This is a genomic window from Bifidobacterium sp. wkB344, assembly GCF_003688305.1.
Classification (GTDB): Bacteria; Actinomycetota; Actinomycetes; order Actinomycetales; family Bifidobacteriaceae; genus Bombiscardovia; species Bombiscardovia mizhiensis.
Map to the genome: position 1 here is coordinate 153,222 of NZ_NPOQ01000016.1, position 25,362 is coordinate 178,583.

Annotated in this window: 22 protein-coding genes and 1 tRNA gene; 22 read left to right on the plus strand and 1 reads right to left on the minus strand. The window is 61.6% G+C overall.

The annotated features are described in order from the left end of the window. The first annotated feature begins 177 nt into the window (after positions 1-177). The 12 genes from pflB (at position 178) to CI601_RS05260 (ending at position 14,815) form a co-directional block, all read left to right on the plus strand. On the plus strand, positions 178-2,553 hold the full coding sequence (gene pflB, locus CI601_RS05205) for a formate C-acetyltransferase (protein ID WP_024627933.1): 2,376 nt from the start codon (positions 178-180) through the stop codon (positions 2,551-2,553). 98 nt (positions 2,554-2,651) lie between these two features. Beyond that, entirely contained in the window at positions 2,652-3,533 is an 882-nt protein-coding gene (gene pflA / locus CI601_RS05210; RefSeq protein WP_121914576.1) for a pyruvate formate-lyase-activating protein, read from the plus strand. Positions 3,534-3,877: 344 nt separating this feature from the next. Further along, positions 3,878-5,164 (plus strand): HRDC domain-containing protein, encoded by a 1,287-nt coding sequence (locus CI601_RS05215; RefSeq protein WP_121914577.1) that lies wholly within the window; start codon positions 3,878-3,880, stop codon positions 5,162-5,164. Between the two features lie 49 nt (positions 5,165-5,213). Continuing rightward, positions 5,214-6,590, plus strand: coding sequence for a trigger factor (gene tig, locus CI601_RS05220; protein WP_024627936.1), 1,377 nt, complete (start codon positions 5,214-5,216; stop codon positions 6,588-6,590). A 179-nt stretch (positions 6,591-6,769) separates the two neighbouring features. Then, positions 6,770-7,357 carry an ATP-dependent Clp protease proteolytic subunit gene (locus CI601_RS05225; protein WP_029676324.1) on the plus strand — a complete coding sequence of 196 codons (588 nt, stop codon included), beginning with the start codon at positions 6,770-6,772 and terminating at the stop codon, positions 7,355-7,357. Between the two features lie 9 nt (positions 7,358-7,366). Then, positions 7,367-8,035, plus strand: coding sequence for an ATP-dependent Clp protease proteolytic subunit (locus CI601_RS05230; protein WP_121914578.1), 669 nt, complete (start codon positions 7,367-7,369; stop codon positions 8,033-8,035). Positions 8,036-8,179: 144 nt separating this feature from the next. Beyond that, positions 8,180-9,493 (plus strand): ATP-dependent Clp protease ATP-binding subunit ClpX, encoded by a 1,314-nt coding sequence (clpX, locus tag CI601_RS05235; RefSeq protein ID WP_121914579.1) that lies wholly within the window; start codon positions 8,180-8,182, stop codon positions 9,491-9,493. A gap of 69 nt (positions 9,494-9,562) precedes the next feature. Next, a complete protein-coding gene (locus CI601_RS05240) occupies positions 9,563-10,501 on the plus strand; it encodes an NAD kinase (protein ID WP_121914580.1) in 939 nt (312 codons plus the stop codon). After that, positions 10,501-12,273: a DNA repair protein RecN gene (locus CI601_RS05245; protein WP_121914581.1), complete on the plus strand. Its 1,773-nt coding sequence runs from the start codon at positions 10,501-10,503 to the stop codon at positions 12,271-12,273. Before CI601_RS05240 ends, CI601_RS05245 begins: the two co-directional genes overlap by 1 nt. Before the next feature lie 442 nt (positions 12,274-12,715). Next, on the plus strand, positions 12,716-13,123 hold the full coding sequence (locus CI601_RS05250) for a GntR family transcriptional regulator (RefSeq protein ID WP_121914582.1): 408 nt from the start codon (positions 12,716-12,718) through the stop codon (positions 13,121-13,123). Positions 13,124-13,145: 22 nt separating this feature from the next. Continuing rightward, positions 13,146-14,102 carry an ABC transporter ATP-binding protein gene (locus CI601_RS05255; protein WP_395948007.1) on the plus strand — a complete coding sequence of 319 codons (957 nt, stop codon included), beginning with the start codon at positions 13,146-13,148 and terminating at the stop codon, positions 14,100-14,102. Further along, complete coding sequence (locus tag CI601_RS05260; RefSeq protein WP_121914584.1) at positions 14,099-14,815, plus strand: ABC-2 transporter permease; 717 nt, start codon at positions 14,099-14,101, stop codon at positions 14,813-14,815. Before CI601_RS05255 ends, CI601_RS05260 begins: the two co-directional genes overlap by 4 nt. A gap of 17 nt (positions 14,816-14,832) precedes the next feature. Here CI601_RS05260 and thrC read toward each other — a convergent pair whose 3' ends face one another. Next, positions 14,833-16,314: a threonine synthase gene (thrC, locus tag CI601_RS05265; RefSeq protein ID WP_121914810.1), complete on the minus strand. Its 1,482-nt coding sequence runs from the start codon at positions 16,312-16,314 to the stop codon at positions 14,833-14,835. Between the two features lie 202 nt (positions 16,315-16,516). Between thrC and glyA the strand changes: the two genes are divergently transcribed. The 10 genes from glyA to CI601_RS05315 all read left to right on the plus strand — a co-directional run bounded on the left by glyA (position 16,517) and on the right by CI601_RS05315 (position 25,277). Then, positions 16,517-17,824: a serine hydroxymethyltransferase gene (gene glyA / locus CI601_RS05270; RefSeq protein ID WP_121914585.1), complete on the plus strand. Its 1,308-nt coding sequence runs from the start codon at positions 16,517-16,519 to the stop codon at positions 17,822-17,824. Between the two features lie 119 nt (positions 17,825-17,943). Next, a complete protein-coding gene (locus CI601_RS05275; protein WP_395948008.1) occupies positions 17,944-19,257 on the plus strand; it encodes a glutamate-5-semialdehyde dehydrogenase in 1,314 nt (437 codons plus the stop codon). Beyond that, a complete protein-coding gene (locus CI601_RS05280; RefSeq protein ID WP_121914587.1) occupies positions 19,254-19,811 on the plus strand; it encodes a phosphoribosylglycinamide synthetase in 558 nt (185 codons plus the stop codon). The genes CI601_RS05275 and CI601_RS05280 overlap by 4 nt, the downstream gene beginning before the upstream one ends. A gap of 5 nt (positions 19,812-19,816) precedes the next feature. Beyond that, positions 19,817-20,497, plus strand: a complete 681-nt coding sequence (gene nadD, locus CI601_RS05285; RefSeq protein WP_121914588.1) for a nicotinate-nucleotide adenylyltransferase — start codon at positions 19,817-19,819, stop codon at positions 20,495-20,497. A 103-nt stretch (positions 20,498-20,600) separates the two neighbouring features. Beyond that, complete coding sequence (locus CI601_RS05290; protein WP_029676331.1) at positions 20,601-21,617, plus strand: ribose-phosphate diphosphokinase; 1,017 nt, start codon at positions 20,601-20,603, stop codon at positions 21,615-21,617. Between the two features lie 82 nt (positions 21,618-21,699). Beyond that, positions 21,700-21,770: transfer RNA gene (locus CI601_RS05295), tRNA-Gln, on the plus strand. A gap of 67 nt (positions 21,771-21,837) precedes the next feature. Then, on the plus strand, positions 21,838-22,635 hold the full coding sequence (locus tag CI601_RS05300; RefSeq protein ID WP_024627950.1) for an HAD-IIA family hydrolase: 798 nt from the start codon (positions 21,838-21,840) through the stop codon (positions 22,633-22,635). 14 nt (positions 22,636-22,649) lie between these two features. Beyond that, on the plus strand, positions 22,650-24,026 hold the full coding sequence (gene glmU / locus CI601_RS05305; protein ID WP_259465343.1) for a bifunctional UDP-N-acetylglucosamine diphosphorylase/glucosamine-1-phosphate N-acetyltransferase GlmU: 1,377 nt from the start codon (positions 22,650-22,652) through the stop codon (positions 24,024-24,026). A gap of 41 nt (positions 24,027-24,067) precedes the next feature. Beyond that, positions 24,068-24,544: a ribosome silencing factor gene (rsfS, locus tag CI601_RS05310; RefSeq protein ID WP_024627952.1), complete on the plus strand. Its 477-nt coding sequence runs from the start codon at positions 24,068-24,070 to the stop codon at positions 24,542-24,544. After that, complete coding sequence (locus tag CI601_RS05315; protein ID WP_183129771.1) at positions 24,537-25,277, plus strand: histidine phosphatase family protein; 741 nt, start codon at positions 24,537-24,539, stop codon at positions 25,275-25,277. Before rsfS ends, CI601_RS05315 begins: the two co-directional genes overlap by 8 nt. Positions 25,278-25,362: the final 85 nt, after the last annotated feature.

Here is a 25,362-nt window from a genome sequence, read left to right on the forward strand (position 1 = left end):
CTCAGGCCGTGTGCCGGGCGAGTTTGCTAGATATGGGCGTGGCGGCCATTGCGAGTCCGCCTTCAGTGTGATATAGCTCACGTCGCGATTCGGTTTCCCGTGGTATTGCGCCCCCTATACTTGAAAGTGACAGTGGTGTGAGGAAGCGCCATTGACCATATCAACAAGGAGTTGACTATGACAGCAGTTGAGACCAACACCGTCTCTCCCGCAGAGCTGCAAGCCAAGGCTTGGAAGGGCTTCAAGGGCGAGGACTGGAAGAAAGACATCGACGTTCGCGACTTCATTCAAAAGAACTACACGCCGTACACCGGTGACGAATCCTTCCTGGCACCGGCCACGGAGAAGACCAAGTTCCTGTGGAATTACCTGGACGATAACTTCCTTGCCGTGGAGCGCAAGCAGCGCGTCTACGACGTGGACACCCACACTCCGGCAGGCATTGACGCCTTCCCGGCCGGATACATCGACGGCAAGCCTGCCGGCGAGACTCAAGACGACGTGATTGTCGGCATGCAGACCGACGTTCCCTGCAAGCGTGCGATGATGCCCTACGGTGGCTGGCGCATGGTTGAGCAGGCCCTCAAGGAGGCCGGCAAGGAGCCCGACCCCGAGGTCAAGAAGATCTTCACCCGGTATCGCAAGACCCACAACGATGGCGTCTTCGACGTCTACACCAAGAGGATCAAGCTGGCCCGCCACAACAAGATTCTGACTGGTCTGCCCGATGCATACGGCCGCGGCCGTATCATTGGCGACTACCGTCGTGTGGCCCTCTACGGCATTGACGAGCTGATTGCCCGTAAGAAGGCCGACAAGGATTCGATTCCTTACCGCAACGACTTCACCGAGGAAGAGATCGAGCACTGGATCCGCTTCCGCGAGGAGCACGCCGAGCAGATCAAGGCTCTGAAGCAGCTGCTGACCCTGGGCAAGGAGTACGGCCTGGATCTGAGCCGTCCTGCCATGAATGCCAAGGAAGCTGTCCAGTGGACCTACATGGCCTACCTGGCCTCGGTCAAGAGCCAGGACGGCGCCGCCATGTCCATCGGCCGTCTGTCCGCCTTCTTCGACGTCTACTTCGAGCGTGACCTGGCCGCTGGTCTGATCGATGAGACCGATGCCCAGGAGATCATCGACAACATCGTGATGAAGCTGCGCATCGTGCGCTTCCTGCGGACCAAGGACTACGACAACATCTTCTCCGGTGACCCCTACTGGGCCACCTGGTCCGACGCTGGCTTCGGCGACGATGGCAGGCCCATGGTCACCAAGACCTCCTTCCGTCTGCTGGCCACCCTGACCCTGGAGCACCTTGGACCCGGCCCTGAGCCCAACATCACCATCTTCTGGGATCCGAAGCTGCCCGAGGGCTACAAGCGCTTCTGCGCCCGTATCTCCATCGACACCTCCGCCATCCAGTACGAGTCCGACAAGGACATTCGCGCCCACTGGGGCGATGACGCTGCCATCGCCTGCTGCGTGTCTCCTATGAGGGTCGGCAAGCAGATGCAGTTCTTCGGCGCCCGCGTCAACTCCGCCAAGGCTCTGCTCTACGCCATGAACGGCGGCCGTGACGAGATGACCGGCATGCAGGTCATCGACAAGGACGTCATCAAGCCTGTCACCCCCAAGGAAGACGGTTCTCTGGACTTCCAGGAGGTCAAGGACAATTACGAGAAGGCCCTGGAGTGGCTGAGCGAGACCTACGTCGAGGCCCTGAACATCATCCACTACATGCACGATAAGTACGACTACGAGTCCATCGAGATGGCCCTGCACGACAAGGAGGTCTACCGCACCCTGGGTTGCGGCATGTCCGGCCTGTCCATCGCCGCTGACTCCCTGTCGGCTATCAAGTACGCCAAGGTCTACCCGATCTACAACAAGGATGCCAAGGGCACTCCTGAGTATGTCGAGGGCGCTGACGACGACCTGATCGTCAACTACAAGACCGTTGGCGAGTTCCCGATCTACGGCAACGATGATGATCGCGCCGACGACCTGGCCAAGTGGACTGTGTCCACCGTTATGGGCCAGATCAAGCGCCTGCCCGTCTACCGTGGCGCTGTGCCGACTCAGTCCATCCTGACCATCACCTCCAACGTGGAGTATGGCAAGAACACCGGGTCCTTCCCCTCCGGCCACAAGAAGGGCACCCCGTATGCTCCCGGCGCCAACCCTGAGAACGGCATGGATTCGCACGGCATGCTGCCCTCCATGTTCTCCGTCGGCAAGATCGACTACGACGACGCCCTGGACGGCATCTCGCTGACCAACACGATCACCCCTGACGGCTTGGGCCGCGACGAGGATGAGCGAATCAACAACCTGGTGGGCATCCTGGACGCCGGCAACGGCCACGGGCTCTACCACGCCAACATCAACGTCCTGCGCAAGGAGCAGCTGGAGGATGCCGTCGAGCACCCCGAGAAGTACCCGCACCTGACTGTGCGCGTCTCGGGCTACGCCGTCAACTTCGTCAAGCTGACCCGCGAGCAGCAGCTCGACGTGATCTCCCGCACCTTCCACCAGGGCGCGGTGACCGACTGATCGCACTTGTGCGATAGTCAACCGTTGATGAGACGGTGAATCATGGGGCGGGGCGCACCAAGGCCCCGCCCCCTTTTCGTCTTTTTCAGGAGGATCCGATGACGGAGACCACCACCTTCCGTACCACACAGCCGCACATGCTGAAGGAATCCAAGGTCTACCAGAGCCAGACCCTAATGGGCGGCCTTTCGGGGTTTGAATCGCCTATAGGACTGGATCGCCACGACCGAATGAATGCCTTGCGCACGGGCGACATTGGTTTTGTTCACTCCTGGGACATCAACACTTCAGTGGACGGGCCGGGCACAAGGATGACCGTCTTCATGAGCGGATGCCCCCTGCGTTGCCAGTACTGCCAGAATCCGGACACTTGGAAGATGCGGGATGGCCAGCCCGTATACCTGCAGGCCATGATCGACAAGGTGGCCCGCTACCAGGATCTTTTCAAGAGCACGGGCGGAGGAATCACCTTCAGCGGCGGCGAATCCATGATGCAGGCTGCCTTCGTCTCCAGGGTCTTCCGAGCCGCCAAGGAAATGGGCGTCCACACCTGCCTGGACACCTCGGGCTTCCTCAACCGCAACTACACCGATGCCATGATTGACGACATCGACCTGTGCCTGCTGGATGTCAAATCCGGCGATGAGGCCACCTACAAGAAGGTGACCGGCGGTACGCTGGCCCCTACGATCGAATTCGGCAAGCGTCTGGCTGCACGCGGCAGCAAGATCTGGGTTCGCTTCGTTTTGGTGCCTGGGCTGACCGACTCAGAGGAGAATGTCGAGAACGTTGCGCGGGTATGCGAACAGTTCAAGGATGCGATTGAGCACATTGATGTGCTTCCCTTCCATCAGCTTGGACGGCCCAAGTGGCACGAGTTGCGCATTCCCTACCCGCTCGAGGATGCCAAAGGTCCCTCTGCGGCTCTGAAGGATCGGGCCAAGAAGCAGCTGGAGGCCCACGGCTTCGTGGTCTACTGAGCCTCAGGACCCAGGAAGAACCAGAATAATTGCTTGTGACTCCCCACGGCAGATGTCGTGGGGAGTTTTGTTTGCCTGGGTGAAGGCCCGCCGGCCAATCAGCGAATGTCAGACTCACTGGATGTCAGATTCACTGGATGTCTGGCACGATGAATGGCTGGCACGAAGAATGGCCGGCTTGGGAAATGGCCGACCCTGCAAATCGATAAATTGTCGACGAGGTCTGCTCAGCAAATGATTATCGGTGGGTTGAGGCCATGGACTATGCTTTCAGGCGTGTGTTTTCCGGGCCGATCGGCCCGGTGGCGTGATGGAAGACAAACTACAAAAGAGGTTGAGCGCAGGTGACCACGGAACCTAAGACGCAGCTGCTTTCAGAGCCCGCCCAGGGTGTGCCGTCGGTCATCGACGATATGGACGGATACCACCGAGCCTGTCGGTTCCTGTCTCAGGGGAGCGGTGCACTGGCCGCGGATGCTGAACGGGCCTCAGGCTTCCGCTATGGCCACGACGACTATCTGGTCCAGTTCAAGCGCCAGGGGGCGGGGATATTCCTGCTGGACCCACCAGCTCTGATGCAGGCGGGCTGCGACTGGTCGGAATTCAACAAGGCCGTTGACGGGGCCCAGTGGATCATTCATGACTCCCCTCAGGATCTGCCTGGCTTTTATGCATTGTGCATGAGGCCCTCATCGCTCTTCGACACCGAACTGGCGGCCAGGATGCTCAACCTGGGTCATTACGGCCTGTCTGCAGTGACTGCGCACTATCTGGGGCTGACGCTGGCCAAGGAGCACTCTGCCGCTGACTGGTCCTACCGCCCTCTGCCCCGTGATTGGCGTAATTACGCCGCCTTGGACGTGGAGCTGTTGGATCAGGTGCGAATGCGAGAGCTGGAGGACCTGCGCCGTCACGGCAAGGACGAGTGGGCCAGGCAGGAATTCGCCTGGCTGCTGGAGCAGGGCAAAATCCCCAAGCCGGAGCCTGAACAGCCCTGGCGGCATATCTCGCATATCAACTCCCTGCACAATGACCGCCGAGGACTGGCTGTGGCCCGTTCCCTGTGGACCGCCCGAGACCAGCTGGCCCGACGCAACGACATAGCACCGACGCTCCTCCTGCCTGACAAGGCCATCATCGAGGCAGGCAGGCTCAAGCCACGCAACAACGCCCAGTTCCGAGCCATCCGATCCTTGAATGAACGAGTCAGAATCCACACCGGCGGCGAGCAGGACCGCATGTTCGAGCGCTATGCGCCCATCCAGCGCCGGGTCAGGCCCTCGGTCTGGAAGCAGGCCATTCTGGATGCGTTGCATCTGCCCACCGAGGAACTGCCGGTGCCTCCCAAGCCGCGGGGGGAGGAGACCAACGCCCCCAAGTCCATGCAGGTCTGGCGGCACCGCCACCCGGACCGGTTTGCCAGGCTGGAGGCGGCGCGCAAGGCGGTGACTGAAGTGGGACGCCAGACCAACACCCCCGACGATATTCTGATCAAGCCCCGCTACCTACGCAACCTCTGCTGGACCGATCAACCGGAGAAGCGTGATGTAGCCGACTTCCTGCGTCAGGAGGGTGCCCGTCCCTGGCAGGTTTCGCTCCTGTCAGAGTCCCTGACTCGCGCTATTATGTAACGGTTGCCTTACTGGCAGATCAAACGGTTTGGATGAATTGGAGCGCAGCGTGAAAATCAGCGTCAGAAACCTCGAGCCTACCAAGGTCAGGCTCACCATCACCGTCGATCCCGATGAGCTGAACCCCTACCTGGATCAGGCCCGTAAGGAGATCGGCAAGCAGGTGACCATCCCTGGCTTCCGTAAGGGCCATGTGCCCGGACCCATCATCGATCAGCGCGTGGGCTTTGCCAGCGTGGCGGGCGAGGCCGTCAACGCCGGCGTGCCCGAGCTCTACTCCAAGGCCCTGGAGGAGAAGCAGCTGCACGCCATGGCCCAGCCGCAGATCGATGTTAAGGACATCCCCTCCTCCGCCAAGGACGACACCAAGCTCAAGTTCACCGCCGAGGTGGAGATTCGTCCCAAGTTCGAGCTGCCCGACATCGAGGGCATGGAGATTGAGGTCCCCAAGCCCGCCGTCACCGACGAGGACGTGGACAAGCGCCTGGACAACCTGCGTCAGCGCTTCGGCACCCTGGTCAGTGTGGATCGTCCCGCCTCCAAGGGCGATTACGCCAACATCGACCTGGATGCCGTCATCGACGGCGAGTCCGTGGACTCCCAGCAGGGGGTCAGCTACGAGCTGGGCTCCAACACCATGCTGGACGGCCTGGATGAGGCCCTTGACGGGCTGTCCGCCGGGGAAGAGACCACCTTCGAGGGTACCCTGGAGGCCGGTGAGCACCAGGGCGAGAAGGCCCAGATCAAGGTCAAGGTCAACTCGGTCAAGGCTGAGGAGCTGCCCGACCTGGACGACGAGTTCGCCAAGGAGGCCTCGGAGTTCGAGACCCTGAAGGAGCTGCGCGAGGATGTGCGCAAGCAGTGCCAGGTGGATGCCGAGGGTCGGCAGGCCACTGATGCCCGCGACGCCTTCATCGCCAAGCTTCAGGACGGCCTGGACATCCCGGTGCCCAAGGGCATCAAGCAGTCCATGGTGACCGATCAGCTCAAGAACACCGGCAAGGATCCCGACAAGGCTAGCAAGGATGAGAAGGCCGAGGCCGAGAAGAGTGTCGAGAAGGAGCTGCGCGACCAGATGACTCTGGACGCTCTGGCTGAGAAGCTGGGCATCACGGTCAGCCAGGCCGACGTAACCAACTTCCTGGCCTCCATCGCCCAGCAGTATGGCATGGATCCCAGCGCCTTCATCAACGGCATCGTCCGCAACGGACAGCTGGGTTCTGCTGTGCAGGAAGTCGGCCGTTCCAAGGGCATGCTGGCCGGCATGCGGGCCGTTACCTTCAAGGATCCCGATGGCCAAGAGGTGGATCTGAGCCGCTTCCTGGGCGAGGATGAGCCCGAGGCTCAGGAGGAGCAGGACGAGAGCGTCCAGGCTGCCTCCGCCGCGGCTGAAGTGGCTGACCAGCTCTCCCAGGATCAGGAGTAGCTTTCAAAGCAGCGAACAGGGCCGCACCCAGTGGCGAAACAGCCTGGGTGCGGCCCTGTCGTAGCGGTTGCGCAAAGAGCGGAAAGACCAAGACCGCGTCGATTGCGGGGGCTACTCTCAATACAGATACGTTTATCGAAGGAGACAGGGTGAACAACTCATTGGCAACCAGTCCCGTGATGGAGGAGGGGGAGGCCCCTGCGCCGACCGATCCCATCTTCAACCGACTGCTCAAGGACAGGATCATCTGGCTGGGGGACGAGGTCAAGGACGCCAACGCCAACGTCATCTGCGCACAGATGCTGATGCTGGCGGCCGAGGATCCCAAGAAGGATATCTGGCTCTATATCAACTCGCCTGGCGGCTCCATTACAGCCGGCATGGCCATCTACGACACCATGCAGCTGATCGAGCCCGACGTGGCCACGGTTGCGGTTGGCATGGCGGCCTCCATGGGCCAGTTCCTGCTTTCCAGCGGGGCCAAGGGCAAGCGCTTCGTCACCTCCCACGCGCGGGTGCTTATGCATCAGCCCTCGGGCGGCGTCGGAGGCACGGCCACTGATGTCAGGATCAACGCCGAGCTGATCATGGACATGAAGCGCACGCTCTCCCAGCTGACGGCCGAGCAGACCGGTCACACCCTGGAGGAGATCTACCGGGACAACGAATACGATCACTGGTTCACGGCCCAGCAGGCCCTGGAGTATGGCTTCGTCGACCGGATCGTGACCACCCACGGCACTATGACCGCAGATCAAGGGAAGTGAGCACTCCACATGGCATCTGAAGAAGCGCAATTCGTAGCACGGGCCCGTCGACTGGCCGGCCCTCGTGGCTTGGCCGCCATGCCGACCGACCGCTATGTGCTGCCGCAGTTCGAGGAGCGCACCCCCTACGGCTACAAGCGTCAGGACCCCTACACCAGGCTCTTCGACGACAGGATCATCTTCATGGGCGTCCAGGTGGATGACACCTCCTCGGACGACATCATGGCCCAGCTCCTGGTTCTGGAGAGCCAGGATCCCAACCGCGACGTGATCATCTACATCAACTCGCCGGGGGGATCCATGACGGCCATGACCGCCATCTATGACACCATGCAGTACATCAAGCCCGATGTGCAGACTGTCTGCCTGGGCCAGGCCGCTTCGGCTGCTGCCGTTCTTTTGGCGGCGGGGACCAAGGGCAAGCGTCTGATCCTGCCCAACGCCCGTGTGCTGATTCACCAGCCGGCCATGGAGCAGGACTTCGGCAAGGCCACCGAGATCGAGATCCAGGCCAAGGAGATGCTGCGCATGCGCACCTGGCTGGAGGAGACCCTGGCCAAGCACACCGGCCAGGATGTCGAAAAGATCCGCAAGGACATCGAGGTGGACACCATTCTGACCGCCCAGCAGGCCAAGGAATACGGGATGGTGGACGAGGTCCTGGAGCACCGCAATTAGCTCCGGTGACTGCACGCATGATTGATCGTCCGGATTGCGGCGGGCCCCTGGGACCCACGGCTTCCGGACGTTTTTGGCATCATGGACGATGCCGGTCACATATGATTTCGCCGATCCTTGCAGATGCTCCAGGAAGGGAGAGCCATGGGCCGTGTGGTCAGCTACAATGACGGACTGAATCGTTGCGAGTTCTGCGGCAAGGACGAGCATCAGGTACGCCGCCTGGTCAAGGGGCCTTCCTGCGCCATCTGCGACGAATGCATACGTCTCTGCGCCCAGATCATTCAGGAGGATATGGCCAAGGATGCTGCCGACCAGCGGGTGACCCTGCCTGCACCCTCGAAGATATTCGCCTATCTGAACAGGTATGTCATAGGCCAGGAGGCCGCCAAGCGCACCCTGTCGGTGGCGGTCTATAACCACTACAAGCGCGTCAATATGGACCTGGGCGACCGTGGCCGTGCTGCTGACATCACATTGGCAGGCAAGGATGCGGTCCCGCGCGTCCAGGTGGACAAGTCCAACATCCTGCTCATGGGGCCCACCGGCGTGGGCAAGACCTACCTGGCGCGAACCTTGGCCACCATCATGAATGTCCCCTTCGTCATTGTGGATGCCACCAGCCTGACCGAGGCGGGGTATGTGGGCGAGGATGTGGAGTCCGTCCTGCAGGGGCTGCTCCAGGCTGCCGACGGCAACATGGACCTGGCCCAGCGGGGCATCATCTACATCGACGAGATCGATAAGATCGCCAGGAAGTCTGGCGAGAACACCTCCATTACCCGGGACGTATCCGGCGAGGGGGTCCAGCAGGCTCTGCTCAAGATCATCGAGGGCACCCAGGCCCGAGTGCCGGTTCAGGGTTCCCGGCGGCACGGGGATGTCCGCACGGTCGTCATGGACACAGCCAACATTCTCTTCATCTGCGGTGGCGCCTTTGTCGGCCTTGAGGAGATCGTCCGTAGGCGGCTGGGCCTGCGGGAGAGCGGATTCTCGGCTACTCAGGGGAATGACAGAGTGCCCGACGACCGGGTCATGAGCCAGGTCAGGGCCGAGGATCTGGAACAGTTTGGCCTGCTTCCTGAGTTCGTGGGGCGTCTGCCGGTCATCTCCACTCTGGAGCCGCTGGGCGCCGATGAGCTGCGGCGGGTGCTGACCGAACCGGACAATGCCCTGGTTAACCAGTACCGGCGCATGTTCCTGGATGACGGGGCCGATCTGGTCTTCACCGATGCCGCTCTGGACCGTGTTGCTGCCATCGCCCTGGAGCGCAAGGTGGGTGCCCGCGGGCTGCGCGGAATCATCGAGCATACCCTTGAGGCGACCATGTTCGAGCTGCCCGACAGGACGGATGTCTCCCGTGTCGTGGTGGATGCCGACGCCGTGGACGGGACGGGATCGCCCCGGTATGAGACCGGGCAGGGGATGGCCGCAGCCGCTGGTCGCCGTTTGGCCTGACCCCGCCACGATGAGCGCCGCTGTTGGCCGCGCCCGATAGGATGATCATTGATGCCGGAAGGAGGGCCCATGGGTGCTCGTAGCGCTGTCGTGGTCACGCACAGCCGGGTCCGGGCAAGCGGCCACCTGGTGGACGAGGTCGAGGAGCAGCTGCGCCGGGACGGATTCCGCGTCTCGATTGTCGACAACATTGCCGCCCCGGAATTCGGCAGTCCCAGCCAGCAGGTGGCTGACGACACCGAGATCGTCATCGTCCTAGGCGGCGACGGAACCATTCTGCGGGCTGCAGAGCTGGTCAAGGGCACCGAGGTCCCCATCCTGGGGGTCAATCTGGGTCATGTGGGGTTCCTGGCGGAATTCGAGAGCTTCCAGATAGGGGAGGCCATTCGTCGGGTGGCTGATCATGACTACTCCATCGACGAGCGCATGGTGGCCCATGTGGACTTGTGGATACCCGGGGCCGATCGACCACTGAGCGACTGGGCCCTCAACGACATGACCCTGGAACGATATGATCGGGGCAAGATGATCGAGGTATCGGTCCGAGTGGACGATGTGGAGATGAGCTCCTTCGGCTGCGACGGCATGATTGTAGCCACCCCGACCGGTTCAACGGCCTATGCCTTTTCAGTAGGCGGGCCCATCGTCTGGCCGGATGCGCAGTCGCTGCAGATGGTGCCTATAGCTGCCCATGCCCTCTTTGCCCGATCCCTGATCATTGGTCCAAAGTCGCAGTTCACCCTGGACATTCTGGGTGATTCCCAGTCGGCCGGCTGGATCTGCAATGACGGGCGCCGTCAACGGCCAGTGCCCAAGCGGTCCCGCATCGTGGTGCGGCAGTCTCATGACATCCTGAGGCTTGCCAGGCTGTCCGGGGTGCCCTTTACCAGACGGCTGGTTTCCAAGTTCGACCTGCCGGTGGTCGGCTGGAGGGAGCAGCATCGCCCCTCGGCGGCTGCGAATGGACAGGACCAGGGGGAATCGCAGGAGTCGAACAAGGAGCACTGATGCTGGAAGAGCTGGAAGTACGAGACCTGGGTCCCATCCATCATGCTCTGCTACGGCCTGCCGCTGGCATGACGGCCATCACCGGGGAGACCGGGGCTGGCAAGTCCATGCTGCTCAACGCCATCAGGCTGATCTCGGGGTCCACTGCCCGCCCCCAACTGGTTTCGCCTGGAGCCCATGAGTCCTGGGTGCAGGGGATTTTTGATGCCGGAACAGCGGGAGCTGAGAATCCAGTGACCGCTGCCATCACCGAGGCTGGCCTGCCCTTGGAGGATGAGGGGCAGATCTTTCTGGCGAGGACCATGCCTGTCAAGGGGCGTTCCCGTGCCGCCCTGAACGGCAGGACGGCACCTCGTGGTCTGCTGGAGGAGGTGGCTGGCATGCTGGTCACCGTCCATGGCCAGGCGGATCAGATGCGTATGGCCAGCCCGGCCCGGCAGCGCGAATTTTTGGATGCCTATGCCGGCGACAGTCCGCAGCTGGAGGCCTTTTCCAAGGCCTTCCGGCAGTACCGACAGGCCCAGAACCATCTGGAGGAGCTGCGCAACCAGCAGTCCGGTGCTATGGCTCAAGCTGATTATCTTCGCGAATCCATCGCCCGGATCGACCGGGTCGACCCCCATTCCGGCGAGGATCGTGAACTCAAGGCACAGCGGGACAGAATCGAGCACGCTGCCCAGATCAGTCATGGCGTCATGGCTGCACTGTCTGCCCTGGACTCCGGCCAGATCGACCCTGACGCCGACGCGCCATCGGCCACGGCTCTGGTTGAACGGGCCATTGCTGCCCTGGAGGGCATCGGTGTAGAAGGGGTCTTTCAGGAGTCGGCCCAGCGTCTGCGCGCGCTCAATGCCGACCTGTCTGACCTGGTCTTCACCCTGAGCAGCCAGCTGGACGACGAAGGCCAGGAGGGCGATCTGGACAAGATCAATGCTCGCATTCACGATCTGGATGAGCTGACCCGACGCTGGGGACCGGACATCGACGATGTTCTGGCCTGGCGCAAGAAGGCTGCATTTGAGCTTGAGGACATGGATGCCTCACCCGAGAAGCTGGATGAACTCCAAGGTCAGGTTGAGCAGCTTCGCGGAACCGCCTTGAAGGCTGCCCGGGCTCTGTCCGCATCCCGGGCCAAGGCTGCACGAAGGCTGAGCGATCTTGTCGACGGCGAATTGCGCTCCCTGGCCATGGCGGGCGCTGGGCTGGAGATCCGCGTCAGACCACGTCAGGATCAGGCTATGGACGCGCATGGTCTGGATCAGATCGACTTTCTCTTCAGACCATATCCAGGTTCGGACCTTCTGCCCATGGGCAAGAGCGCCTCGGGCGGCGAACTCAGCCGACTTATGCTGGCCCTGGAGCTGGTGGCCGCTGAAGGCCGGACATCACCGGGACCTGACGGGCCTGGCGATGGGCGTACTGGCCTTGATACCCAGGTCGTCGAGCCGGCGATGACCTTCATCTTCGACGAGGTGGACGCCGGAGTCGGTGGTCGGGCTGCCGTCGAGCTGGGTCGCCGTCTGTCCCGGTTGGCGGTCGCTGCCCAGGTGATCGTGGTCACCCACCTGCCGCAGGTGGCTTCCTGGGCCGATCGCCAGTTCGTCGTAGCCAAGGGCCGGGAGGGCGGCGATGCCGTAGAGACCCTGGTCCACCAGGTAGAAGGCAAAGACCGAGAGCGGGAAATCGCCCGGATGCTGGCCGGCAGCGAGTCCGCAACCTCTCTAAAGCACGCCCGAGAGCTTCTGTCCTCCAGCAGACTCCAGCACCGATAAGTCTGGTTGCCACCTGCACTTTGTCGTGGCAAAGTTCGTCGCTTTGACGGCTGTGACAAGTTTCAGCGACGTTGTTGTCCGCTGTAACCGTTCTGCTGTGTGCTCCATATCCATCATTCCTTTGCTGTTCATCCTGATGCCATAGCTGTAGGCAATCGGCTGCTGATGGCCGTGCGGCAATGATTGTGCTGGATTTTCGTTGATGACACCGTATCCGCCCTCAGTATGGGCAATGCGGCGTTGACATGTTCTAAATGGATTTTGTTCGAAGTTGTGGTCGGCCGGAATCTCTCTACCACAGCGCTGTTCCACCGAATCTGTGAATCATGGCCTCAGCAGATCATTGGAGGGTTTGTCTTCATGGCTAAACTGTTATAGTGTATACATGAACACCGGCACAGCTCAGCCAGGGTCGTGCTGACAATCAATGAAAGGGGCTTGGATGAAGCTGATCATCTCATCCCTGTCCGGACAGCCGATTTATCGGCAGATCGAGGACCAGATACGTTCGGCCATCCTGACCGGAGACCTGAAAGCGGGGGAGGGGCTGCCTTCTCTGCGACATCTCTCGCAGGAGCTCAGGGTGTCCGTGCTGACCGTGACCCGTGCCTATACCGAACTCGCCCAAGAGGGCTTGGTGGAGAACATCCAAGGCAAGGGGACCTTCGTGGCCGACAGCGGCGATCAGGTCATGCGGCAGCATCTGGAGGACCGCGTGCAGTCCCTGCTGGGGGAGGCAGTCGATACGGCTCGTCGGGCCGGCATGGAGCCGGACCGGATTCGCGGCCTGCTCGACGGCCTGCTCGGCAACAGGGGTTCTGCACCCGCGTCCGAAGAAGGAAAGGAATAGGAGTATGCGTGCATCACCGCCGATGACAACTTCCGGTGAAGAGGTCGGCTATGCCCTGCGCGTCAGTGACCTGGGGAAAAGCTACGTCAAGGCTGACGGCACGGGTTTCCGTCTGCAGCAGGTCACCATGGACCTGCCCATGGGTTACATCATGGGATTGATAGGCCCCAACGGCGCAGGCAAATCCACCCTGATCCGGCTCTTGCTGAACATGACCCGCCGAGACAGCGGAGAAATCAGCATTCTGGGCCGTGATCCCTTGAGCCAGGAGGAGGAGGTCAAAGCAGACCTTGGCGTGGTCTTCGATTCCATCTATTTCCTTGAGGCGTGGAAGGTCAAGGCCATCGAGCCAGTGATGGCACCCATGTATCCCTCTTGGAACAGTGACCGCTATCAAGACTACCTGCGTCGGTTCGGTCTGCAGGAAAACCGCAAAATCGGCAAGCTCTCCCGCGGCATGCAGATGAAACTGATGCTGGCTGTCGCCCTCAGCCACGACGCAAGGCTCTTGATTCTGGATGAGCCCACCAGTGGTCTGGATGTTCTGGCCAGGGACGAGCTCATGGATATTCTGCTGGACTACATCGGCGACGGTCGTCATTCCGTGCTGTTCTCCACGCACATCACCACGGATCTTGAACGGGTGGCTGATTTCGTTACCTACATCAATCGAGGGTCTGTCTTCTACACCGGCCCCAAGGACGAGCTGATGGAGGCTTTCCAGATAGTGAGAGGAGGGCCGGACGATCTGGCTAGAGCACAAATGCCGCATCTGATGGGCTTGCAGCGTTCCGCCACAGGTTTCGAGGCCTTGGTCCCTACTGAACGCTTGAAGGATTTTCTGGCATCGGCTTCTCCTGCCGCGGTGGAGCCTTCGGATGGCCGTTACCTGGTGGAGCGGGCCGACTTCGACAACATCATCAGACTGACCGCGGGCTCACCTGCCGCGACCGACAGGAATAAGGAGGTGGAGTCATGAAGGCGATAGCCAAGCAGATCAGGTTGGACATGCAACGTTTCTCAGGAACAGGGAGACCTTGGGTTGGTGTGCTGATTTACATGTCCGTGCCCTGCATCGGAATCCTGCTGAACCTCGTCATGGCCCTGACAGGCAATGATGGGGAAGATGCAAGGACCGCCTTGACGGGAGCAGTGGCCGGCATGGGAATCGGACTGATTGTAGGCCAAGTATTTGGCTTGTTCGCCGATTTCAACAATACGGCAATTCGGTTGAACGGTCTGCTGCCCATAACACGTGATCACCAGGTATTCGGACGCTATGCTGCTGTAATTCTGCTGGTTCTGGTTCAGTCTTGCGGCTATGCAGTATTCTTCTTCTACACTACTGATTCATTTTTGCATGGTCGGGACCATTGGCGTGACACTGTCTTGTTTGCTCTGGGGTTGTTCCTGTTGGAATCTTTGCTCTTTGCAGTAGCTACGCCCTTGTTTTATTGGCTGGAACCAGTTAAGGCAATGATAGTCTTCCTGGCGCTTCTTGGTTTGGTACCCATCATGGTCCTTATCGGCAGTTTGCTGCCCGTGGACTGGGGGACCTTCTGGAATTCAATCATGCAATTTTTGACATCCGACCTGTGGCGGCCAGTGCTCCTCGGTCTGGCCTTTATTCTGGCGGTTGATATGGTTTCGATAGTCTTATCTCGCAAGGTCTATGTCAGGAAGGAGATCTGAGCCGATTCGTTCAGGCTTCAGGACTGCATGACCGCGTGGCAGACGTAGTCGGACATGTCCCCTGGATCAATGCAGTCCTGGAAGCGCACAGGTGTGTTTTCCAGGGTGCGCAGAGCCCTGGGGGGCCTGGTGTTGGTGGCCTCGGCCAGGATGTCCATGCAGTCGAAATCGCTGTCCGGTGTCTCCAGGCCCAGGGATTGGCAGACCACCCTGGGGAACTTGTAGGGGCTGGCCGTGGACAGCAGTACCCGGGGCACGGCAGAATCCCGGTCGGTCTGCCCGGTCATGACCTGGTAACCACAGGCCGTGTGCGGATCGATCAGGTATCCCCGGTTCTCCCAGCAATTGCCGATGGCTGATGCCACCCGGGCCTCGTCGGCCCAGCCGCAGGAGAAGAGCCCGCGGATTCTGGTCATCAGAGCATCAGGCACCTGGTAGCGTCCCTTGGATTCCAAATCGCTCATAAGCGAGGCAATCAGTTTGGTATCGCCGTCGGCCATGTAGTAGAGCATCCGTTCCAGGTTGGAGGAGATCAGGATGTCCATGCTGGGGGAGGTGGTGGTGTAGAAGGGGCGGTTGCGGTCATAGACGCCTGTGGTCAGGAAGTCGTTGAGGACCCGGTTGCGGTCCGAGGCCACAGTCAGGCGGGCCACTGGAAGGCCCATCATCTTGGCATAGTATCCAGCCAGCACATCGCCGAAGTTGCCAGTGGGCACGCAGAACTCGACCGGATCCCCAGGTCTGATCACTCCCCGTTCCATCAGGGAGCCATAGGCCCGGAAGTAGTAGACGACCTGCGGGGCCAGGCGGCCCACGTTGATGGAGTTGGCCGATGAGAGAACGGTTGAGGCCTTCTCGTCCAGCTCGCGAGCCAGGTCAGCGTCGGCAAAGATGGACTTGACTGTGGACTGGGCATCGTCGAAATTGCCCCGAACCGCGCAGACCCGCAGGTTGCCGCCCTGCTGGGTGACCATCTGCAGACGCTGAATCTGGCTCACCTTGCCCTGCGGGTAGAAGACGGTGATGCCCGTGCCCGGCGCATCTGCGAATCCGGCCAGCGCCGCCTTGCCCGTATCACCGGAGGTGGCGGTGAGCACCATGATCCGCTCGCCATCGTCCCCGGCCAATGCCATCAGTCTTGGCAGAAGCTGCAGGGCCACATCCTTGAAGGCCGATGTGGGTCCGCGGAAGAGCTCCAGTACGAAGTCGTTGCCGCCCAGATCCACCAGAGGGGTGATTGCCGGATCGGACCACTGCTGTCCGTAGGCTGCGTCCAGGCAGGAGTCCAGCTCTGGGGAAGAGTAATCACTCAGCAGCCTCGAAAGGACCAGTTTGGCCGTGCTCTTGTAGTCCAGGCCGGCTACCGAGGCAGGGTCGATGGTTTCAGCGTCCAGCTCATCGCTGACATAGAGTCCGCCGTCAGGAGCCAGGCCTCGTCTGATGGCCTGCTTGGACTGCAGTTGCTCCTTGCCGCCTCGGGTGCTGTGGTATGTGCTCATGGTTGTCTGCCCCTCCGCCATGTCGCCGAACAGATCATTACCAGGGCATTCTACCCCGTGCAGGGGTCCAAACCATGGCCTTGCTCGGCTCGCGGAGGAAACCGTCTATGGACGCCACGGCCTGCCAGGGGTTGGCATGGCGTACAGTATTGCCCACCAGCCCTGTATCCGAGGCTGGACCTTATAGACAAAGGAGTGACCTATGGTCGAAGAGAACCCGGTACAGCAATCCTACGATGTCCTGAACTCTTCGATCTCGCAGGTGGATCCGGAGATCGCTGCACTGCTGGATGGGGAGTTGGAGCGTCAACGCGGTGGTCTGGAGATGATCGCCTCAGAGAACTTCGTGCCCAAGGCCGTCTTGCAGGCTCAAGGATCCGTACTGACCAACAAGTATGCCGAGGGCTATCCTGGCAGACGCTACTACGGGGGTTGCGAGTGGGTGGACCAGGTCGAGAACCTGGCCCAGGACCGCGCCAAGGCCCTGTTCGGCGCCGAGTATGCCAACGTCCAGCCACATTCGGGCGCCCAGGCCAACGCCGCCGTTTACCAGGCACTGATCAAGCCCGGCGACACCGTGCTGGGTCTGGCCCTGGATCATGGCGGCCATCTGACCCACGGCATGAAGATCAACTTCTCCGGACGGTTTTATCATGCCGAATCCTACGGGGTTGATCCGGATACCTTCCGCATTGAGCCCGAGATCATCCGCCAGCGGGCTCTGGAGACCCATCCAGCCCTGATCATCGGCGGGTGGAGCGCCTATCCGCGCATCGAGGACTTCGCAGCCATGAAGGAAATCGCCGATGAGGTGGGAGCCAAGTTCTGGGTGGATATGGCCCACTTCGCGGGTATGGTGGCAGCCGGCCTGCACCCCAGCCCGGTGCCCTATGCCGATGTAGTCTCCTCCACGGCCCACAAGACCTTGGGAGGACCCCGATCCGGGTTCATCCTGGCCCGTAAGGAGTATGCCAAGAAGCTCAACTCCTCGGTCTTCCCCGGCAACCAGGGCGGCCCGCTCATGCATGTGATCGCCGCCAAGGCTGTGGCCTTCAAGCTGGCCGGCACACCTGAATTCAAGGAGCGGATGGAGCGCACACTGGAGGGCGCCAAGATCCTGGCTGAGCGCCTGATGGCCAAGGATGTGGCCGACAACGGCATCACCGTGCTCACTGGAGGGACGGACGTCCACCTGGTCATGGTGGATCTGCGCAACAGCGAGATGGACGGCCGCCAGGGGGAGGATCTGCTGGCCAAGATCGGCATCACTGTCAACCGCAATACGGTGCCCTTCGATCCCCGCCCGGCATCCGTGGCTTCCGGTCTGCGCATCGGAACCTCCGCCCTGGCCACGCGTGGATTCGGACCGGCCCAGTACGAGGAGGTGGCCGACGTGATCGGCACTGCGCTGGCCCAGGGTCCCCAGGCTGATCTGGATGCCCTCAAGGCCCGGGTGGACCGGCTGGTCGAGGCCTTCCCGCTCTATCCTGGGCTGGATCAGACCCACTGATCGGCCCTTGGAGGAGGGAAGTGCAGCAATGCTCTCCCTCCTCCTGTCATCATTGCCTCCGCTGAGGGTTACAATCGGTACAGAATATGGGTCTGGCAGACCCGTGAGGGCGAAAGGATCTGACGAACATGAGTGAAAACGACGACTCCGATCGCCAGGATGTGTTTGATCGGGTCTGCGCCATGGCCGATGCTGCGGCGGCTGCGCAGGCAGGTCTGGCAGGTATGACCGGCCAGGCAAGGAATGCCCTCTTGCTGGCCTTGGCCGATGCGCTGATCGATCAGGCTGAGCAGATTGCCGCAGTCAATGAGCAGGACTGCGCTCAGGCTTTCGAAGAAGGAATGAGCGCCGGTCTGATTGACCGTCTGCGCTTGGATAAGGTTCGTATTGCGGACGCCGCCCGTGGCGTGCGCATGGTGGCGGGACTGACCGATCCGCTTGGCGAGGTGGTTCGCGGCCATGATATGCCCAACGGCATGCGGCTCAATCAGGTGCGGGTTCCTCTCGGCGTGGTGGCCATGATCTACGAGGCCCGGCCTAATGTCACCATCGATGTGGTGGCCCTCTGCCTCAAGTCCGGCAATGCGGCTCTCCTGCGAGGGGGGCACGCGGCCCAGCGCACCAATCGCGCGCTGGTGGAGCTGATAGGCGGGGTGCTTCGTGAACAGGGGTTGGATCCGGCTCTGGTGGCTTCCGTGGACCGATACGGTCGCGAGGGGGCCCAGGCTCTGATGAAGGCGCGCGGTCATATTGATCTGCTGGTGCCCAGGGGTGGCCGGGGGCTGATCCGCAGCGTAATTGAGCAGGCCACCGTGCCCACCATCGAGACCGGGGCTGGCAATGTCCATATTTACGTGGACCGCACGGTGGATATGGATCAGGCCATCCCCATCATCGTCAACGCCAAGACCCAGCGGGTGGGCGTCTGCAACGCAGCTGAGAAGCTGATCGTCCACAGGGATGTGGCCGCTGAATTCCTGCCCCGCGTGGCCCAAGCGCTGACGCAGGCCCAGGTCGAGCTGCACTTGGATGCGGTCTCCATGGACATCCTCGCCGGGCATGGTTTGCCTGAAGAACTGCTGGTACGCGCAGAGGAAGCCGACTGGGATCGTGAGTATCTGGATCTGAAGATGGGGGTGCGTGTGGTCGACTCCCTGGATCAGGCCATCGAACACATCAACCGTCACTCCACCGGCCATACCGAGGCCATCCTGGCCCGGGACTATGAGGCTGTGGAGGAGTTCTCCCGTCGGGTGGATTCGGCCGTGATCATGGTCAATGCCTCAACGAGATTCACCGATGGCGGCATGTTCGGCATGGGCGCCGAGCTGGGCATCTCCACCCAGAAGCTGCATGCCCGAGGACCCATGGGTCTGCAGGAGCTGACCACCACCAAGTGGATCGGCTACGGCAGGGGACAGGTGCGGCCGTGAATGAGAAGATCGAAGAGCTCTTCCAGCGCGAGCATGACAATCCCCGCATCTGGCTAAGGGTGGCTTCCGAACGGCTGAGCCTGCTGCGGTACGTCTTTCTGGTGCAAATCGAGGATGGCATCCCGGATGCCGACCAGCGCTCCTGCCTTGAGTACGCCGACGCTGTCCTGATTGGCTGGCCTGACGAGCATGCCGACGATGTATACGACCTGGACCAGGACCAGCTCAATCAGGTCAGGCACAACATCACCGTCATGGAGGAGCGGGTGCCGGTCTTCCGCAAGCAGGAGCAGGAGGGGCGCATCGCTGACCTGTCCGATTCATTGGTGGCTATCACCGGATGCGTGGCTCAGGTTCGTCGGGCATACCAGCCGGGCTTCCCCCTGCCCACCTATTCCGAGATCCGCCGGGTGGTCCAGGAGGAGTGGAATGCCGACATGGAGCGGATCGATCCTGACCGGGTCAACCCCAGCGCCGAGCAGATGCGCCAGGAGGCCAAGTCGGAGAACGAGGAGAACGCCTCGGAAGCCAGACGGGAGGGCGAGCAGGCGTGAACCGGATGATGTCTGAGCTGTCCAAGGAGGGGGAATCCGGGCAGGAGCCATCAGATATTGATCGGACCGCTGGGTCGGCCCACCATAACCATCGACCCCGTGTGGGGATTATGGGCGGCACATTCGACCCCATTCACAATGGCCACTTGGTGGCTGCCTCGGAGGTTGCCTGGGTCTACGACCTGGATGAGGTCATCTTTGTGCCCACCGGCCGCCCGGCTTTCAAGCTGAACAAGACGGTGACCAATGCTGAGGATCGCTATCTGATGACCGTGATCGCCACGGCCTCCAACCCCAAGTTCACGGTCTCCCGGGTGGATATTGAGCGTCCTGGCATCACCTACACGGTGGACACTCTGCGCGACATCAAGCGAATGCGCCCCGACAGCGACCTCTTCTTCATCACCGGGGCGGACGCCGTGGCCGAGATCATGCGCTGGAAGGATGCCAACCGGATGTGGGATCTGGCCAAGTTCGTGGCTGTCTCCCGGCCCGGCTACTCCTCCAGCCTGGACGACCTTCAGGTGCCTGCCCAGCGGGTGGATACCTTGGAGATTCCGGCCCTGTCCATCTCGTCCACGGACGGGCGCCGTCGTTCGGCCCGGGGCATGCCCGTCTGGTACCTGGTTCCGGACGGGGTGGTGCAGTACATCAACAAGCACGGGCTCTACCGCTCGGCTTCCTGAGCTTTGCATTCCGCCTGACTCGTCAACACGGACTGCTCGGCTGTGTCAGCGCGCGCCATTATTATGGAGGCTGTCCGCTTCAGCGAAAACAACGTTTGGAGATATGGTGAGCGCGATACTCAAAGGCAGACCAGGAAAAAATCTCATACTTGTCACAGGCCGGACCCATCCCAGACTCGCGGCGGACGTGGCCGATCAGCTCGGTATCGACGTCCTGGAGACGACAGCCTACGACTTTGCCAATGGCGAGATGTATGTGCGTTATACGGAGTCGGTGCGTGGTGCGGATGTCTTCGTCCTGCAGACCCATTCCGACCCGGTCAACAAGTCCATCATGGAACAGCTGATCATGATCGATGCCCTCAAGAGGGCCTCGGCGCGATCCATCACCGCAGTCTGCCCGCTCCTGGGGTACTCCCGTCAGGATAAGAAGCACCTGGGGCGCGAGCCCATTTCCTGCCGTCTCATGTTCGACCTGCTCAAGGCGGCCGGTGCGGATCGAATCATGTCGGTTGACCTGCACGCTGCCCAGTCACAGGGCTTCTTCGACGGGCCTGTGGACCACCTGATCGCCATGCCTGTGCTGGTGGACTATGTGCGCGACCGGATGGATCTGTCCAAGGTGGCCGTGGTCTCGCCAGATGCCGGCCGTATCCGTGTGGCTGAGCAGTGGGCCCAACGCCTGGGTGGCGTGCCCCTGGCCTTCATCCACAAGACCCGTGACATCACCCAGCCCAACAAGGCTGTGGCCCATCGGGTGGTGGGCGACGTGCGCGGTCTGGACTGCGTGCTGGTGGACGACCTGATCGACACCGGCGGCACCATCGCCGAGGCCTGCAATGTGCTGGATGAGGCTGGAGCCAATTCCATCACCATCGTGGCCACCCATGGCGTCATGTCCGGACCGGCCGTGGAACGTCTCAAGTCCTGCCAGGCCAAGGAGGTCATTCTGACCGACACGGTTCCCATTCCCCAGGAGAAGCGTTGGGATGGATTGACTGTGCTGTCCATCGCCCCCCTGCTGGCCTCGGCCATCAAGGCGGTCTTTGAGGATGGCTCAGTGGCCCGGCTCTTCGATACGTATCCAGCTCATCACGGCCAGGGCTTCCTCTTCGCTTAAAGCCTTGCCTGTCCGGCATGGCGTGGCGTAATCGTCCGGCTGTGGCATAATAAACCTGGCGGGGCCTCAAGGGTTCCGCCCTTCCCCCATGGTGTAAAGGCAGCACACGGGTCTTTGGAACCCTTAGTCTTGGTTCGAATCCAGGTGGGGGAGCTTACGCTCGCCGATTCCGGTCGGAGACGGCCTCCTTGGGGTCGGTGACCAACCGAAAGGAACTGTCTTGGCAGTCAAGAAGATCGAAACCTGGCTCACCGACATGGACGGCGTGCTGGTGCACGAGAACACGGCCCTGCCCGGAGCTGCCGAATTCATCGACACCCTCAAGCGCAACAACCGCCAGTATCTGGTGCTGACCAACAATCCCATCTACACCCCACGCGACCTTTCGGCCCGCCTTGGTCGTTCGGGCATCGACGTGCCCGAGGACCGGATTTGGACTTCAGCCTTGGCCACCGCCGACTTCGTGTCCCGGACCATGCCGCAGGGATCGGCCTATGTGATTGGCGAGGCTGGGCTGACTACGGCCCTGCACGAGGCCGGGTTCATTCTTTCCGACATCAACCCGGACTATGTAATCCTGGGCGAGACCCGGACATACTCCTTTGAGTCCATCACCACAGCAATTCGCCTGATCCTGGGCGGCGCCCGCTTCATCTGCACCAACCCTGACGCCACCGGCCCCAGTGAGAACGGCGTTCTGCCGGCAGCCGGCGCTGTGGCGGCCTTGGTGACCAAGGCCACCAACCGGGAGCCCTACTTCGTGGGCAAGCCCAATCCCATCATGTTCCGCACGGCCCTGAACAGGGTTGGCGGCCACTCCGAGACCACGGCCATGATCGGCGACCGGATGGACACCGACGTGGTGGCCGGAGTCGAGGCTGGCCTGAACACCTTCCTGGTGCTGACTGGCATCACCACACGATCCGAGGTGGAGACCTTCCCCTACCGCCCTGACCAGGTGGTGGATTCCATTCAGGATCTGATTGACATCGCCGAGAGCGGGGTGGTGGAGTTTTGAGCGGCGGGCAGACGCTGACCGCTGGCATCATCCTGGCCGCAGGCGAGGGCACTCGCATGCACTCGGCCCACCCCAAGGTTCTGCACACCTTGGCTGGCAAGACCTTCCTGCAGAGAGTCATGACATCGGTGACCGCCCTGAATCCCGAGCTGACTGCCGTGGTGGTTCATCATCAGGCCGACCTGGTGGCGCAGGCCGCACGGTCCTACGATTCCCAGGTGCGCATCGTCCGTCAAGACAGCAGACCGGGTACAGGGCGTGCGGTCCAGTGCGCCGTAGACCAGCTGGATGGGGAGCTTCGGCATGACGGTCAGGTGCTGATCGTGGCCTCGGACATGCCCCTGCTGGACGCGGACACGCTGCAAAGTCTGCTCGACTATCATGTCAATTCCGGTGACGGGGCCACCGTGCTGACGGTCAATCTTGATGACCCCACCGGATACGGCCGCATCATTCGTGACCAGGATGGACGGGTCCTGCGCATCGTCGAACAACGGGATGCCACCGGCACCGAGCTGGCCGTCAAGGAGGTCAACACTTCCGTTTACGTCTTCGAGGCTGATCTGCTTCGACAGGCGGTCCGTGGCTTGGACGACAGCAACGCCCAGGGGGAGTTCTATCTGACCGATGCCCTGGAGACAGCCCGTCGCTTGGGTCGGGTGGGGGCCTTCGCCGCTCCTGATCCGCTCAAGGTTGAGGGCGTCAACGACAGGATCCAGTTGGCTGATCTGGCCAAGGCCCATAACCTGCGGGTCTGCCAAGAGTTCATGCGCCAGGGGGTGACCATCCTGGATCCGTCCACCACCTGGATCGAGGACGACGTGGTCGTCCAGCAGGATGCCGTCATTCTGCCCGGATGCTTTCTGCAGGGTCATACCGAGATCGCTTCGGACGCGGTCATCGGGCCCTATACCACACTGATCGATGCCATCGTCGAGCCGCAGGCCAGGGTGGAGCGTTCCCGCGTGCAGGAGACCCGGATCGGAGCCAGGGCCAACATCGGTCCATGGACCTATCTGAGGGCCGGCAACGTCCTTGCCGAAGACACCAAGGCCGGTGCCTTCGTGGAGATGAAGAAGGCCACCATCGACCACGGGACCAAGGTGCCCCACCTTTCCTATGTGGGTGATGCCCACATAGGCCACGACAGCAACGTGGGCGGCGGGTCCATCACGGCCAATTACGACGGCGTGCACAAGAACCGCACCGAGATCGGGTCGGAGGTGCACGTGGGCGCAGGAAACCTCTTCGTGGCCCCCGTTCAGGTGGGCGACGGGGTCACGACCGGGGCCGGATCGGTCATCCGCCATCCGGTCGAGGACGGGGCCATGGTCTACTCCACCAATGACCAGCATCAGGTTCCGGACTGGAAGCCCGCCTGGGAGCGGTAACCATGAGAGCATCGGCTTCACAACAAGGAAAGGCGTGACAAGTGCCAGCATTGCAGGAATCCATCGACGCGGTCCGGGTGGCCGCTCGGGCTGCCAACGATGTCAAGGCCATGGACATCGTGGCCTTCGATGTCTCCCGGCCCATCGCCATCACCGATATCTTCATGGTGGCCACCGGCAGCAACGAACGTCAGGTCCTGGCCATCGCCGAGGAGGTGGAGAAGCAGCTCCATCTGCAGAAGAACCTGGATCCCCGCTCGCGGGAGGGCGTCCAGGAGGCCCAGTGGGTTCTGCTGGACTACGGTGATTTCGTCATCCACATCATGCACAAGCAGGCCCGGGCCTACTACGATCTGGAACGGCTTTGGAAGGACTGCCCACAGGTGGACCTGCAGCTGGAGCACCCCTTCACCCTCGCCGATGATGACCCGGATAGCCAGCTGGCCTCCAAGGCGGACGATCTGAATGGGGATGATCTGCGCAGCCGTTTCGCCGATCCGCAGGAAAGCCATGACTGACTCGGTTGCCACCGTCGAGGATGGACGGCATGTGCGCTCCATGACCGTGGTCCGTCATGGGCAGACTTCATATAATGCGAAGCACCGGATGCAGGGCCAGATCGACATTCCCCTCAACAGTGTTGGCCGCTGGCAGGTGGAGAGGGCTGCCGAGGAGCTCCGGGCTGAGTACGTGGATGGCGCTCCTCAAGACCGTCACCTGCTGGTGGTTTCCTCTGACCTGGGTCGGGCTGCCGCCACCGCCCATGCCTTTGCCGACCCCTTGGGCCAGACGGTCCATCTTGATCCCGGGCTGCGCGAGCGCAGCTTTGGCGAGTGGGAAGGGGCCAGCGCCGAGGAAGTTCGTCAACGTTGGCCTGAGGACTATGAATCCTGGTCCCGGGGTGCCGGGGGAGAGCTGCTGCACGGTGCCGAGACCAAGGCCCAGGTAGGTAAGCGCGGTCTGGAAACCCTGAACCGTTGGATCCACCGGGCTGGTCCAGACACGGATCTCATGGTCTTCTCCCATGGGTCCTTCATAGCCCAGGCCCTCCAGGCTCTGCTGGGCATGGCCAGTGAATATCCCGAATACCTGGGTCTGGTCACCATGCGCAATGCCCACTGGGCGCGATTGATGCCACGAGACCTGCCAGACGGCGGTTTGCGCTGGTCCATGATCGATTACAATCGCGGTCCTGCCATCGCCATGCGTGGGGACTGGGACAATCCACGAGGGCTGGTCCAGACCGATTGAGATGCTTGGGCGGTCGGCCGACCATCACAGGATCGCCATGACCACCAGCTACCATAAGAGCGCAGCAACCAGCCGTTGGATCAAA

What these genes read in the sequence shown, in the direction of transcription:
- CI601_RS05245 (WP_121914581.1), top strand. Translation starts at nt 10,501, where the DNA reads ATGCTGGAAGAGCTGGAAGTACGAGACCTGGGTCCCATCCATCATGCT.
- glyA (WP_121914585.1), top strand. Translation starts at nt 16,517, where the DNA reads ATGGTCGAAGAGAACCCGGTACAGCAATCCTACGATGTCCTGAACTCT.
- pflB (WP_024627933.1), top strand. Translation starts at nt 178, where the DNA reads ATGACAGCAGTTGAGACCAACACCGTCTCTCCCGCAGAGCTGCAAGCC.
- thrC (WP_121914810.1), bottom strand. Translation starts at nt 16,314, where the DNA reads ATGAGCACATACCACAGCACCCGAGGCGGCAAGGAGCAACTGCAGTCC.
- CI601_RS05225 (WP_029676324.1), top strand. Translation starts at nt 6,770, where the DNA reads ATGGAGGAGGGGGAGGCCCCTGCGCCGACCGATCCCATCTTCAACCGA.
- nadD (WP_121914588.1), top strand. Translation starts at nt 19,817, where the DNA reads ATGATGTCTGAGCTGTCCAAGGAGGGGGAATCCGGGCAGGAGCCATCA.
- CI601_RS05290 (WP_029676331.1), top strand. Translation starts at nt 20,601, where the DNA reads ATGGTGAGCGCGATACTCAAAGGCAGACCAGGAAAAAATCTCATACTT.
- CI601_RS05315 (WP_183129771.1), top strand. Translation starts at nt 24,537, where the DNA reads ATGACTGACTCGGTTGCCACCGTCGAGGATGGACGGCATGTGCGCTCC.
- pflA (WP_121914576.1), top strand. Translation starts at nt 2,652, where the DNA reads ATGACGGAGACCACCACCTTCCGTACCACACAGCCGCACATGCTGAAG.
- CI601_RS05250 (WP_121914582.1), top strand. Translation starts at nt 12,716, where the DNA reads ATGAAGCTGATCATCTCATCCCTGTCCGGACAGCCGATTTATCGGCAG.
- CI601_RS05230 (WP_121914578.1), top strand. Translation starts at nt 7,367, where the DNA reads ATGGCATCTGAAGAAGCGCAATTCGTAGCACGGGCCCGTCGACTGGCC.
- CI601_RS05260 (WP_121914584.1), top strand. Translation starts at nt 14,099, where the DNA reads ATGAAGGCGATAGCCAAGCAGATCAGGTTGGACATGCAACGTTTCTCA.
- CI601_RS05255 (WP_395948007.1), top strand. Translation starts at nt 13,146, where the DNA reads ATGACAACTTCCGGTGAAGAGGTCGGCTATGCCCTGCGCGTCAGTGAC.
- clpX (WP_121914579.1), top strand. Translation starts at nt 8,180, where the DNA reads ATGGGCCGTGTGGTCAGCTACAATGACGGACTGAATCGTTGCGAGTTC.
- CI601_RS05240 (WP_121914580.1), top strand. Translation starts at nt 9,563, where the DNA reads ATGGGTGCTCGTAGCGCTGTCGTGGTCACGCACAGCCGGGTCCGGGCA.